This window comes from Micromonospora sp. WMMD729, from assembly GCF_049315225.1.
GTDB lineage: Bacteria > Actinomycetota > Actinomycetes > Mycobacteriales > Micromonosporaceae > Micromonospora.
The window spans coordinates 4,149,222-4,161,775 of the sequence record NZ_CP186059.1; the positions used below are offsets into that span (position 1 = coordinate 4,149,222).

14 protein-coding genes and 1 pseudogene are annotated in these 12,554 nt (G+C 68.4%); 5 read left to right on the forward strand and 10 right to left on the reverse strand.

The genetic code is table 11. The features are described from left to right. Positions 1 to 7 precede the first annotated feature (7 nt). Positions 8 to 889: an SDR family NAD(P)-dependent oxidoreductase gene (locus tag ACN263_RS18880; RefSeq protein ID WP_357105606.1), complete on the reverse strand. Its 882-nt coding sequence runs from the start codon at positions 887 to 889 to the stop codon at positions 8 to 10. Between the two features lie 97 nt (positions 890 to 986). Then, on the reverse strand, positions 987 to 1,826 hold the full coding sequence (locus ACN263_RS18885) for an oxidoreductase (protein ID WP_422735713.1): 840 nt from the start codon (positions 1,824 to 1,826) through the stop codon (positions 987 to 989). A 169-nt stretch (positions 1,827 to 1,995) separates the two neighbouring features. On the opposite strand from ACN263_RS18885, the gene ACN263_RS18890 reads away from it, so the two are divergent. Beyond that, entirely contained in the window at positions 1,996 to 2,541 is a 546-nt protein-coding gene (locus ACN263_RS18890; RefSeq protein ID WP_422735714.1) for a TetR/AcrR family transcriptional regulator, read from the forward strand. A 34-nt stretch (positions 2,542 to 2,575) separates the two neighbouring features. On the opposite strand, the pseudogene ACN263_RS18895 reads toward ACN263_RS18890, so the two are convergent. From ACN263_RS18895 to ACN263_RS18910, 4 genes and pseudogenes are all read right to left on the reverse strand, one after another. After that, positions 2,576 to 3,467 (reverse strand): annotated as a pseudogene (locus ACN263_RS18895) (IS110 family transposase). Between the two features lie 675 nt (positions 3,468 to 4,142). After that, the gene (locus tag ACN263_RS18900) at positions 4,143 to 4,577 is read right to left on the reverse strand and encodes a hypothetical protein (RefSeq protein ID WP_422735715.1); all 435 of its coding nucleotides are present in this window, start codon (positions 4,575 to 4,577) and stop codon (positions 4,143 to 4,145) included. A gap of 1,014 nt (positions 4,578 to 5,591) precedes the next feature. After that, positions 5,592 to 5,777: a transposase gene (locus ACN263_RS18905; protein ID WP_422740740.1), complete on the reverse strand. Its 186-nt coding sequence runs from the start codon at positions 5,775 to 5,777 to the stop codon at positions 5,592 to 5,594. Further along, positions 5,758 to 6,468, reverse strand: coding sequence for a protein kinase domain-containing protein (locus ACN263_RS18910; protein ID WP_422735716.1), 711 nt, complete (start codon positions 6,466 to 6,468; stop codon positions 5,758 to 5,760). The genes ACN263_RS18905 and ACN263_RS18910 overlap by 20 nt, the downstream gene beginning before the upstream one ends. Positions 6,469 to 6,887: 419 nt before the next feature. Between ACN263_RS18910 and ACN263_RS18915 the strand changes: the two genes are divergently transcribed. Then, entirely contained in the window at positions 6,888 to 7,148 is a 261-nt protein-coding gene (locus tag ACN263_RS18915) for a hypothetical protein (RefSeq protein WP_422735717.1), read from the forward strand. 21 nt (positions 7,149 to 7,169) lie between these two features. Here the strand turns inward: ACN263_RS18915 and ACN263_RS18920 are convergent, their stop codons facing one another. From ACN263_RS18920 to ACN263_RS18930, 3 genes are read right to left on the reverse strand one after another with little or no spacing between them, the layout of a single operon-like run. Continuing rightward, entirely contained in the window at positions 7,170 to 7,733 is a 564-nt protein-coding gene (locus ACN263_RS18920) for a GerMN domain-containing protein (protein ID WP_422735718.1), read from the reverse strand. Further along, positions 7,730 to 9,085, reverse strand: a complete 1,356-nt coding sequence (locus ACN263_RS18925) for a sensor histidine kinase (protein WP_422735719.1) — start codon at positions 9,083 to 9,085, stop codon at positions 7,730 to 7,732. The genes ACN263_RS18920 and ACN263_RS18925 overlap by 4 nt, the downstream gene beginning before the upstream one ends. Then, positions 9,082 to 9,771 carry a response regulator transcription factor gene (locus ACN263_RS18930; protein ID WP_422735720.1) on the reverse strand — a complete coding sequence of 230 codons (690 nt, stop codon included), beginning with the start codon at positions 9,769 to 9,771 and terminating at the stop codon, positions 9,082 to 9,084. The genes ACN263_RS18925 and ACN263_RS18930 overlap by 4 nt, the downstream gene beginning before the upstream one ends. A 155-nt stretch (positions 9,772 to 9,926) precedes the next feature. On the opposite strand from ACN263_RS18930, the gene ACN263_RS18935 reads away from it, so the two are divergent. From ACN263_RS18935 to ACN263_RS18945, 3 genes are all read left to right on the forward strand, one after another. After that, positions 9,927 to 10,343, forward strand: coding sequence for an STAS domain-containing protein (locus ACN263_RS18935; protein WP_422735721.1), 417 nt, complete (start codon positions 9,927 to 9,929; stop codon positions 10,341 to 10,343). A gap of 126 nt (positions 10,344 to 10,469) precedes the next feature. Then, positions 10,470 to 11,087, forward strand: coding sequence for an STAS domain-containing protein (locus ACN263_RS18940; RefSeq protein WP_422735722.1), 618 nt, complete (start codon positions 10,470 to 10,472; stop codon positions 11,085 to 11,087). A gap of 112 nt (positions 11,088 to 11,199) precedes the next feature. Beyond that, positions 11,200 to 11,493, forward strand: a complete 294-nt coding sequence (locus ACN263_RS18945) for a BON domain-containing protein (RefSeq protein WP_422740741.1) — start codon at positions 11,200 to 11,202, stop codon at positions 11,491 to 11,493. On the opposite strand, the gene ACN263_RS18950 is transcribed toward ACN263_RS18945, so the two are convergent. Beyond that, positions 11,490 to 12,533: a PucR family transcriptional regulator gene (locus ACN263_RS18950; protein WP_422735723.1), complete on the reverse strand. Its 1,044-nt coding sequence runs from the start codon at positions 12,531 to 12,533 to the stop codon at positions 11,490 to 11,492. The genes ACN263_RS18945 and ACN263_RS18950 overlap by 4 nt on opposite strands. Positions 12,534 to 12,554 lie beyond the last annotated feature (21 nt).

Sequence of the window (12,554 nt, forward strand, 5' to 3'; positions counted from 1 at the left end):
GTGGGTATCAGGGCTTGGCCGGGCGGACCATCCGCGCGACCTCGGTGTCGGCGAAATCGCCGAGTCCGTCGCGGTCGGTGGATACGCTGAGTTCGCGCCACGCCGCGTCTTCCGCGGCTCGCGCCGTCGTGATCTGCGGGGCGAGCCAGGCAGCGTCGGAGCCGAGCAGAAGCCGCATCGGCGGTGCCGGCTCTTCGGTGAGCCTCAGGATCGCGGCGGCCATCTTGGCCGGGTCGCCCCGCTGCACGTCGGGGTTGTTGCTGTAGGTGCGGGCGAAGGCGCCGACCGTTTCCTCGTACTCGGGGTGGATGTCCGGCACCGTCATCGGGGCGACTGCCCACGGGGTTCGGATTCCGCCAGGTTCCACCAAGGTGACGCGGATCCCGATGGGGGCTACCTCGCGGGCGAGGATCTCGGTGAAACCGCCCAGCGCCCACTTGGATGACTGGTAGGCGCTCAGACCGGGCTGGTTGCGCCGGCCGCCGATGGTGGAGACGTTGATGATGCTGCCAGAACGACGCGGGCGCATCACCGGCAGGACGGCGCGCACCGTGTTGACCGCACCGAAGAAGTTGACGTCGACATCGCGGTGGAAATCGTCGTCGGACATGTCCTCGATCGAACCGACAGTTCGGGCACCGGCGCTGTTCACGAGCACATCGACCGCGCCGAACTCGGCGACCGCGCAGGCGACCGCAGCACGGGCGGAGTCCGGATCGGTGACGTCCATGATGCGTACGCGCAACCGGTCGCGGTACTCGTCAGGTACAGATACGCCGTGGGGCGCGAGGTCGGTCGCGACTACGTTGTGGCCGGCGGCGAGGGCGGCCTCGACGACCCGGCCGCCCAGTCCCCCCGCCGCGCCGGCTATCAAAAAGGTCTTGATCATTGCGTTCATCCCTTTGGCGAACTGGGCGCGCTCGCGGAGCGGGGCAGGTATGCGGCGCGCATTGACCGGCCCCGTTCCCCAGCCACCACGGCGTCGGTCAGGCGGTGGGGTAATCCGTGGACCGGCTCACCTTGGCCCACGAGTTGGCTTCCGCTATACGGCCTTCCTCTGAGCTGATCGCGATCCCTAGTGCGTCGCTGCCGAGCAGCAGCCGGCGCGGAGGCTCCGCGGCGCCCACAGTGTCGACGATGGTGCGGGCCATGCGGTGCGGGTCGCCGGGCTCGTTCCCGGCATACTGTGCGAATCGATCCAGCCATGCGCCAACCGTCTGCTCGTAGTCAGGCGTGATGGGACCGGAGGGTTGGGCGGCCCCGGTGGCCCAGCCGGTGCGGATACCACCCGGCTCGACGATGGTGACCTTGATGCCCAAGGGGGCCACTTCGTTGGCGAGGACCTCGGAGAAGCCCTCCACAGCAAACTTCGCCGTCTGGTAGGCACCCAGGCCGGGGGTGCCGCCTACGCGACCGCCGATCGAGGAGATCTGCACGATGTGCCCGGAGCGCTGCCCGCGCATCACGGGTAGGACCGCCCTCGTCACATTGACCACGCCGTACAGGTTCGCCTCGACCTGCGCGCGGAATTCCTCCTCGGGGAAGTCCTCGATCGAGCCGCTGGTGGCGTAGCCCGCGTTGTTGACCACCAGGTCGATGGAGCCGAACCGCTGCACCGCCGCGGCGACCACCTCTCGGGCCTGCGCCGGGGAGGTGACGTCGAGCGCGACGGTCGCGAGACGCTCGGGGTGCTCTGCCACCAGGGAAGCCAACGCTTCCGGCTTGCGGGAGGTCGCCACTACTCGGTCACCGGCCTCCAGCGCTGCGAGCACCAGTGCCTTGCCCAGGCCCTGCGAGCCACCGGTGATCAGCCAAGTTCTTGTCATCGTACGTATCCTCTCGCCTGTCATTCCTCGCCGCCCGAAGCGGGCAGCAACACAACCGTAGAGTTACGGTCGCTAAATGCAACAGCAGTGAGGCGATAATATTCTGTTCCGCTGCTCACACGTAGAAGATTGCCGGGTAGCTGAAACAGTCGAGTATGATCGCAGCACCATGAGAGCCGATGCCGCCCGTAATCTAGATGCCGTCCTCCGCGCCGGAGCTCGACTTCTGGCCGAGGACCCCGGCACCTCCATGTCAGCCGTCGCCGCTGCCGCCGGAGTGGACCGCACCACCGTGCACCGCCGCTTCGCGAACCGCGAAGCCCTGCTCAGTGCCGTCTTCCAGGCCAAGCTCGACTCCGCCGAAAACGTCCTCGACGAGGCCCGCCTGACCGAGGCCCCCGTGCCCGTCGCCCTGCACCGCTACGTGGAGGGAATCGTCCCCGTCAGCCGCGAATGGCCTCTCGACACTCGCCGCATGATGCAGAACGACCCTGCCGCCAGCATCCGCCGTCAGGAGCAGAGCGCCCGAGTCGACGCCTTCATCCGCCGATCACGAGACGAGGGATACCTCCGCGTCGACGTGGACATGACCTGGGCGCGAACGGTCCTCGACCAGCTCGTCGACGCCGCAGCCCACCAGTTCCCCACCCTGACGCCACCGCAAGCCGCCGACCTCGTCGTAGCCACCTTCATGAACGGCCTCGGCGCGGCCTGACGGGGGTCTGTGGATCTAACGGCATCTCTCTGTGTCAAGGCATCGGCAGCAGAGAGGTCTCCGTGTCTTTGATCATGGTGCGGTAGACGACGTCGGACAGGCGCCGTTTCAGGCAGCGCATGGCCTCCTTGTGGGTCTTTCCGGCGGCTCGTTTGCGCTGGTAGTAGTCCCGGCCCGGGGTCACTCGTCTGATCTGGGCCATGGCCATGACGTGCAGCGCGTAGTTCAGCTGCCTGTCCCCCGCGCGCGAGAGGCGGTGGCGTTGGACGGTCACCGGATGACACTTCTATCGGCGCGACACCGCAGTACGAGGCGAACGCGGACTCCGACCGGCACCTGTTGACGGCGCCGGAGCGGGCGAGGATCTTCGCGGCGGTGACGTCGCCGATGCTGTGCAGATCGGTCAAGGTGGTGCCAGACGCTGCGACCACGGCGGACAGAGTTGCTGTTGCCTCGGCGATGCGCCGATCGAGGCGGCGCAGCTCGCCGAGCAGGTCCACGGCGACCTGGCGCATGGTGCGGGCCAACACGGCCCGTGGGCGGATGCTGCGCTGCGCGGCCGCGGCGTTGTCGGCGGTCAGTCCGCGGGGCAGACCGGCAGGAATGAGCTGCGCCAGCAGCGCATGCAGCCGGTTGACGATCTGAGTGCGGCTGCGGACGAGGTCATCGCGGTGTTCGGTGAGGCACCGCAGGGCGGCGACCGCCTCATCCACCATGGCGGTGTTGAGTCGAGCAGCGGTGTGCGCGGCGACTCCCACCGAGAGGGCGTCGGCCTGGTCGGTCTTGCGGCCGTGCCCGGTGGACAGCAGCCGCACGCGGGCGGGCCAGCTTCGCGGGCACATCCACGACGTCCACGCCGTCGGCTGCCAGACGAGAGGTCGACGTGGCACCAAGGCCGGTCGCGCCTTCGACCGCCCAGACGGCATGCGACCAGCGGCCGGCGAAGCGACGTAACTGCCGATAGCCGTCACGGTTGACCTCGACGCGGATCGCGGCCAGAGGCTGCAGTCGGTTGTCGACCGCGACGGCGATCCAGGACGCCTTGTGAGGATCGATCGCGATGACGACCGGAGCAGTTGCTGACGGTGCGGCGGAGCGCACGGGGTCTCCTTGCAGGGCCGGGAAAAAGGGGTTCGGCGAGGAGGGCAGACCAACTTCGGGCTAAACAGACCTCTCTCGAGCCACTCCCGCCGGCGGTTATGGCCGGGGCGCAGGCTGTTCGAGGGCCAGCCCGTGGGCGGCAGGTGTTTCCCGAGCGACCCCGACCACAACCTCGAAAATCATGGCTGCAGACCCTGACCTCCGCCACCAATCCAACAAGTTGGCTCCTCTCCGACGACCGATCCCTGGTGCACACCATCGGCAAGGGCAACCTCACCACGGTCGACATCTCGGCCAACCCGAGCTGACCAGCCTTGGCTCCCAGCTGACGGCATCGAATGCGGTGGTCTGTCCACCGCGAGGGCCCTGGCCGGGACGCTAGTCCCCGCCAGGGCCTTCGATGTCCCTCACCAGGGCCACGAGCACACGGTGCGATTGGCAATAACCCGCTGCACGTGGCGGGCGTTATGCCTCACCTCTGCTGCCCGGCTCGAAGAGCGCTAGGCGGCAACCAGCCCTCTGCTCACCCCGCTGAAGTCCAGCCAGTAGTCCGTACCGTCGAGGACGTTCGTGGCAATCACCGTCCAGCTATTCCGTGCCGCCCATTTGTAACCGTTGCACGTGCCGGTGCGTCGGAAGCAGACCTGCGCGTAGATGCCACGGTCCGTGGGCTTGATATTAATGTCGGCGCATGCCGCTGTTGTTTTTGCGTACCCCGTCAAGGGCCAGTAGAAATAATCGTTGTAGGCGTCGTAGCTCTTCGCGTTGCCATAGCAGGACTGGATAACGACGCTACCGCCGTCGATCGTCGGTCCTGGCGTTCCCTGCCTTTCGGCCGAGTTCACGTCGCTGGGCGCACTGGCGTGCGCAGCGCTGATCGGCGCGATCACGGCCAGACACGTGATCACCGCCAAAATTCTGGCGAAAATGCGCACCCTGTTTGGCATTCTGGTCCTCCCCGTTTCGACCTTGCCTCTGGTTTTGCGCGAACCATGCACCGGTGCTGAATGATTGATATCAGAGTTTAGGCATTGATCGCCATCACCACCCCTGTCGCAAATGTGACAAGCTGACCGTGGTCGGCCTGCCCCAGCGAAATCATCGATTTCCCTGGCGCGTGCGTCGATCAAGCCCGCTGTACACACCGATCTTCCGGCTGGGCAGCCGAGTTAACGGATCCGGACGATGCTCGAAGTGGTCAGGCCCGACGGGCGGACGGGCGCGGGTGGGTGGCCTGAGTTCACAGCAGGTCGCCGACAGTGCGGCCCTCGCCCCGGCAGGCCGATGTTCACATCCATGTACCTGTCGGAGTTCGATCCGGTCCGGCCATCCGTCGGCCGGTACTTGCGCCCGCGTCCACCGGGCTGACCGAACCGCTTTTGCCGGTCGTCGGTCCCCGCCGGAGGACGGCGAAACGTCGGCATCGGCGTGTGGTGAACGACGGGTACCCGGACGGCGTCTGTGCGTCGATCATTGCCAGGAGATCGATGGCTCCGTACACCGGGGTCAGCTCCTTGACGGCCCGGTGCGGGCCGGGATCGCCCAGCGCAAGCTCGGCCGCGCCGACATCCCCAAGATCATGGCGGGACGCGGCGGTGACCGAACTGCGCAACTGGCTCCCTCCCCCTACGCACGTCCGCGACGCAGTCCCATCAAGGTGCAGACAGCCATTGTGAGCGCTCATGCGAAGAAGCGGCGCCCCTCTTCTGAATGACGGCACAAAGAGGGCAGGCTTGAGGTTCGCTTGGCGAGGTCCGTCTATTGCGCAGACGCCCTGCTCTTGGGGTGCTGAACTAGGGCGCGTTTCGTAAGTGAATGTTGGCCGGGTGAGGTCACGGCGTGGCGGTGGTCGATAACTGAAGAGGTCTCCAATAAGTGGGTTAGCGACCGAGCAAACCTGAATACCGGAGACCTTGTGGCCAGCCTAGCGGCGGCGGCGCGGCATGACCTTAGCGACATCCAATGGCAGCACCTGCACCCGTTGCTGCCTGCGGCTCGTTGCGCTGGTAGCAGTTGCGGCCTGGGGTCGCTCGTTTGATCTGGGCCATGGCCATCACATGCAGCGCGTAGTTCAGTTGCCGGTCGCCGGCGCGTGACAGGCGGTGGCGTTGGACGTCACCGGATGAAACTTCTATCGGCGCGACACCGCGGTACGAGGCGAACGCGGACTCCGATCTGCTGGACCAACCGCTCGCGCAGGTGCACGGCCTCGGGGATGCCTCGGAATCCGTGCGCGTGATCGGCCACCCCGGGGATGGGCAGCAGCTTGTTGACGCTGCCCGCGGCCAACACCAGCCGGTGATACGCCAACCGACCACCGCGCCCCTCCACATCGGTGTACGACACCGTGCGCCCGTCCACATCGATGCCGTCGACCTCGCCCACCACCACTCGGACGCCGGGCAGCGCGTCCGCCAGCGGCACCGCGACCCGGCGCGGGTCCAGCACACCTCTGGCGAGGGCGTCCGCGACCGCGGCGCCGATTCGGGCCGCTTCGGGCCATGCCATTGCGCCCGAGCGCTCAAGGCGGGCGGCGAGGGTTTCCCCGTCGACGAACTCCATCACCAGGAACGGCGTACGTCTCCTGCGGTGCCGCTGCTCGCCGTAGTCGTACACGGCGGCGATGTGCGGATGGTCGAGCATCGCCGCGGCGAGCGCCTCAGCACGCAGCCGCTCACGCGCCGACGGGTCGTCCAGCAACTCGGGCGAGAGCATCTTCACCGCGACCATCCGTTGGAGCCGCAGGTCGAAACCGCGCCAGACCACTGCCATGCCGCCATGACCGACCGGATCGTCGAGCCGGTAGCGCTGCTGCAGGAGTCGCATGTGTCCGTCTCTCCGGTTGTCGTCCGGCATCGGCGCTCACTCGCGGTCGGTGACGTCTCGACCGCCCGGTCGCGCCGACTTCCCCTCGACGCTCGGCCCTACCCGAGCCGAGCGGGCCAAAACTCCTGTTCAAGAAGGCTCCTGCTCGGCGGCGAAGATCGTCACACGACTGTCACGTGGCTGTTGTCGTACCGCCACATCACCTGGGCAATTCGCAGGTGCACCCTTATCTGGAGAGGAGGACGGAGATGGAGAGGTGGCACGATCGGAAGCGCATGGCGCTGGCGATTCCTCTCCTGGCGGTTCTGCTCGCCACGGGATGCACCCAGCGGTCCGCGGCTCCGCGACCCACTCCCGAGCCCATGCCCACGACCCAGGCAGGCACGGTCGCGCGAGCCGAGATAGGCGATCGTCTTACCGTGACCGCCACCGTCGAGCGGGTCATCACCGAGACTGCGTTCGTCGTACGCGACGCGGATCTGACCGACGGGACGCTGCTCGTACTGTCGGAACGTCCGTCCGAACTGGCCACGCCTCAGTTGGTGACCGTGCGAGGCACGGTGGCCTCGTTCACCCACCGTGCCCTCGCGGACCGCTACCACCTTGGGCCCGCCGGACCATACCGGGCCTTCGAAGGGGGACGGGCGCTCGTGGCGCAGGAGGTGGCGGTCTGGGACTGAGCGTCCCGGCGTGGTGATCCTTCAACGAGCCTTGATCAGTGGGGTGTAGTCGGCACGCACGAGGGGTTGGTCGGACAGCGAGCCGTCGGCGCGGGGTACGGCCAGTGGCTTGCCGTCACGCAGGAATGTGACCGAGGTGACGTCGTCGCGGCTGGTGAGGGTGCAGACGATCTGCCCGAAGGCGAGGACCTCGTCGCTGCGGCCGGCGTCGTTGCCGGGTTCGTCAACCATGACCTGGGCCTGCGTTCCGGTCACTGTCACACCGGCGGCGTTGACGGCTCCCGGCAGCGCGCTGGTGAGGTCCTTGTCGCGTTCCGCGGTGGTGGGTCCGCCGAGCAGATCCCGCAGCTGGTCTTCCACAGTGGCGGGCCGGTCGGCGCGTCGGGGCACCGGGATGAGCCGGTTGTCGCGGACCATGCAGAGCGTCTCGGTGGCGGGGCCGGCCGGCGTGGTGGCGTCGGTGGGTGTCGACCTCTCGAACGGGCCCGGCGGAGGCTGGACGGTACGGGGCGCGTCGTCGGCTGGGATGCCACAACCGGCCAGTAGCGCGACGAACGCCACCGCGACGAGATGACGTCGGTTCATGTCAGGCTCTCCGGCAGGGTGACGCGGAAGCGGGCGCCGCCGTCAGAGCGGTCCGTGACGGTGATGTGACCGCCGTGCGCGGCGGCGTGCTGCGCGACCAGGGCGAGACCAAGACCGGTGCCGTCGCCGGTGGCGCGAGTGTGGGCGGCTCGACCGCGAACGAAGCGTTCGAAGATCACTTCGCGGTCCTCGACAGGGACCCCCGGGCCTTCGTCGTCGACCTCGATCACACCAGCGCCGCCGTCATGGGTAAGCAGGACAGACGTCGGGCCTCCGCCGTAGGTCACGGCGTTGTCGAGCAGATTCGCCAGCACCTGCGCGACACGTCGCCGGTCGATCCGCCACGTCGCGGGCGTGGCCGGGGCCAGGTGAACGATCGAATCCGGCAGGTCGAGGGTGCGGCAGGCCTCGCGGGCCAGCGCCGCCACGTCCACCGGGGTGCGGTCGGCGGGCTGGTCGCTGCGCGCCAGGTCGATCAGGTCGTTGACCAGCCGCTGGAAACGGTCGATCTCGTCGGCGACGAGCCCGGCCGCGACAGCGGTTCGTTCGTCCTGGTGCTGCCTGCGGCGAGCCAGGACGCTTGCCGCTGCGGCCAGGGTCTGCAACGGCGACCGCAGCTCGTGGCTGACGTCGGCGGCGAAGCGGCGGTCGCGTTCGATACGGTGGGCGAGTCGGTCCACCATCTGGTTGAACGAGGACGACAGCCGGGTCAGGTCGGGATCCGTGGCCGGGTCGAGCCGAGCGGTGAAGTCACCGGCGGCGATCTTCTCGGCAGCGTCGGCCACCGCGGTCAACGGCCGCAGGCCATGCCGGGTGGCGTACCACCCGAGGGCGGCGCCGGACCCGGCCACCATGATCGCAACGGTGGTCAACGCGAGAGCCAGCACCTGGAACGTCTGCTCCAACTCGATCAGCGAGTTGACCTCGAAGTACGTTGCCGTCGCCGACAGGGGCACCCCGACCACCAGGGCGGTCTGGCCGTTGACGCGCACACGCTGCACCGCCGGCTCGCCGGCGGCGACGATCTGTCTCATGTCGGCCGGGATGGCGGTGGTGGTGCCCGGGTCGGCGGTGCGGGCGTACCACTCGCCGTCGAGGTGCAGCACGGGCCGCCGGCTGCCGCCGGTGTCCAACGACCGAAGCACCTCCACGACGTCGGGCGTGTCGGTGTCCAGGCCGGCGCGAACGACCGTGGCGTCGAAGTAGGCGGCGCGCAGCGCCGTGCGTTCCCGCTCGTTCATCAGGGACTGTCGGGTCAGCTCGTAGGAGACCAGGGCCATCGACGCCGCGAGCAGGAGCGCGCCGACGGCGAACGCCGCGGTGACCCGGGTCCGCAGGCCGAGGCGTCTCATCGCTGCAGCTTGTAGCCCAGACCCCGCAGGGTCACCAGGCGCTTCGGGTTCGCCGGATCCGGCTCGATCTTCTGCCGCAGCCGGCCGACGTGCACATCGACCAGCCGTTCATCACCGTTGTCGTACCCCCAGACCCGGCTGAGCAACTGCTGACGGGACAGCACCCGGCCAGCGTGTTCGGCCAGCTCGCAGAGCAGCCGAAACTCGGTGCGGGTGACCCCCACGGGCTGGCCCGCGCAACGGACCTCTCCCGCGTCGGGGCTGATTTCCAGTTCACCGAAGGCGAGCACGGGCACCGGCTCCAGCACCTGCCCCGAAGCGGCGCTGCGCGCACGGCGGCGCAGCGCGCGCAGCCGTGCCGTCAGCTCCTTGATCGCTACCGGTTTGACGACGTAGTCATCGGCGCCGGCCTCCAGGGCGGCCACGATGTCCTGGGTGTCGTCGCGGGCGCTGACCACCACGATCGGCACGTCGTCGTCCCGGCGGATCTGCCGGATGCACTCGAAGCCGTCAAGACCGGGCAGCATCAGGTCGACCAACACATAGTCGGCCGGGCTGCGGCGCTGCGCGCGCAGCCCCTCCTCGGCGGTGGCCGCACCGACGGCCTCGTAGCCCTCGTCCTCCAAGGCGAGCAGCAGCGCCAGGCGGATACGGTCGTCGTCCTCGATCAACAGTACGGCCGTCATACCCGGCATCATCCCCAGAGCAGCGGCCCGCCAGCCAACCCTGACGACCGGCCGACGGATTTGTCACGCGACTGTCATACATCCGCGCAGTGACTGCCAAGTGGACACGGCACGGTCGTAGGCGACTGGGTCCGCGACTGGGAGGGGACACGCCTGTGACAGGGCCACTGGCGCCGACGCCGTGCACGCTGCCGCTGGTCGAGGTAGACGTCACCGAACTCTCCCGGGACTGCCTGCCGGCGGCCGGAGCCGTATTCGACCAACTGCTGAACCTGCATCCCCAGCGGGTCATCATCGACCTGTCGAGGTGCCGGCACATCGACGCCGCAGCGATCGGCCTGCTGCTCGAGGTGCACCGGCGGTTGGCGCGTGCCGACGGCGTCCTCACCGTCCGTGACCCGAATCCCCGTATCGCGCGCATCCTGCACAACGCGCGTCTCGACCGGGTCCTGCAAATCATCAGCAGTCCCCCGTCGTGCACATCCGTCCCACCGACCGAGGGCCAGCAGCCTGATCCAGCACACCCGCCGCTGGTCGCTCACGGCCGGGCGTCGGTGCACGCCCCGCACTGACGAACCCGACAGCCAGCACGCCGTCGGCATCGTTCTCGCCCCAGTGATGACCGATGGCCGCACTACGCCTGAACGCTGAAGCGCGGGTTTGCGGAGCATCAGCCCGACCGTCGGAAGGACATCAGAATGACCGTCGTCCCGGACGACCACCTCATGACACTGATCTGCGACATCTGTGGCGATTCCGTCCGGGCCAGCGCGTGCGTGCTCCCCGACGCCGAGGTCGTCTGGACCTTGGTGTCCGAGCAGGGCTGGAGCGGCTCCCCTTTCGCCACCGGTCCGCACCGCTGCCCGCACTGCAGCCTGCTGCCAATCTCCGGCGGTGGCACCGCCCGAGGCGACGACCACGGTCCGGGTGGCATCCTCGGCATCGACCACCTGGACGACGTGACCGTCGTCGTCGTCACTGGCGACATCGACCTCGACACCGGTGACACGCTGCGCGCCGCCCTGCGCCACGCGGCCGACATGGGGGGACACGTCGTCGTCGACCTCACCCGGGTGCACCTCATCGACTCCACCGGTCTCGGGCTTCTCGTTCGCGCCCACTGTGACGCCCGCGACCGCGGCGTCACCCTGTGTCTGGCCGCGCCGTCGCGGTTCATCCGCACGGTCCTGCACACCATGCGCCTGGAAGCGGCGTTCCCCATCTTCGACAGCCGCACCGACGCTCTCGTTCACCTGTCCGGCGCGACGCCGTCGAGCTCAACGGCCTTCCCGGCCACGGCAACCGCTCGTTCCTGATCCCGGGCTGAACGGTAAGCCTGCCCGATGAGGCCGACATTGCCTCGACGCGGGCATGAAGATGCCAACCACGGATTCCGCATCGCCGAACACCACAAGGAGTCCCGTGTACATGCACTGGCCATCACCAGGTGAAGACTGGTTCGCCGACGACTCGGACCAGCCCCGGCCGGACCACGAGGATCTGCGGATCGAAGCGCTGGTCGCCCAACGCCTGAGCGGCGACTGGACCACCCGGCAGCAGCAGATCAGCGTCGCCGTGCAGAACCGGGTCGTCATCCTCCTGGGCCTGGTAAACGATACGAACGCGCGGCACATCGCTGGCGAACTCGCCTGGGACACACCTGGCGTCTTCGATGTCTGCAACACCCTGCGGATCATGGGACAGCGGGGCGGCCGTCGCTAGCCGGGCCAGCCGAGCAGCCGAGCACCGAGCACGGCTGCCTGAAGGGTGAAGCGTTGAGTGGGCTCCCCGGGGTGATAACCGGTGAGGTCACGGATGCGGTCGAGGCGGTAGGTGATCGCACGCACAGACAGATGCAGCTGCCGAGCGGTCGCGCTGTGGTTGCCCTGGTTGTCGAAAAGGACAGACAGGGTCTCCAGGTACGGTTCGACGCCGCCGCGGGCTGTGGCGAGTGGTCCGAGAACCGTGGTCACCAAGTCGGTGATGGCGTCGCGATCGCGCAGGAGCACCGGGAAGACCAGCAGATCGGCAGCGTTGAGTACGGGCGCGGTGAAGCCGAGCTTAGCGGCGTGATCGAGGGTGTGGCGGGCCTCGTCGAGGGACGTGGCCAGGCCGTGCACGCCGGGTTGCGTGCGGCCGACGGCGATCTGCCAGGTGCCGGCGCCGAGTTCGGTGAGGAGTAGGTGGGCGAGTTCAGCCGCGATGCCCCGCAGGCCACCGGCGCTGATGCACACCACGTCGCCGTCGCGCAGGGTCGTGAGGGTGTTCCCTTCGCCGAACCTGGCGGCCAGCGCGGCGTCAATGCGGTGGGTGATGCCGGGGGTCAGGTTGGCCGCACGGGCGATCAGGACCGTGTGGGTGGCCGAGAGTCGAATGCCGTATCGATGTGCACGCTCGGCCAGGTCGCCGGGGTCGGCGCGGCCCGTGAGCAGATCGTTGATGAACGCGAGGCGTTCCGTGTCATGGCGGTCCAACTCGGCGCGGTTCTGCCGGGTGTAGCCGTCGACCGCAGCGGCGAGTAGGACCCGGGCGGTGTCCAGCAGGGTTTCGGCGCGGGCGTGCATGGCGGTGGCGGTCTCCTCCACCGACGTGGCGCTCCACTGGGCGACGGCGGCGTCCAGCAGGCTGGTGACAAGCTCCCGCAACTTCACTCCGCCGTCGGCGGCGCGGGCACCCAGGTTGACCGCTTCCTGACGCCTGGCACCGGCCGGGACGGACAGGAGATTCTGGCAGTCGGCGACCAGCCAGGTGTGCTCGCTCATCGGTGGTTCCCTGTCGGTGCG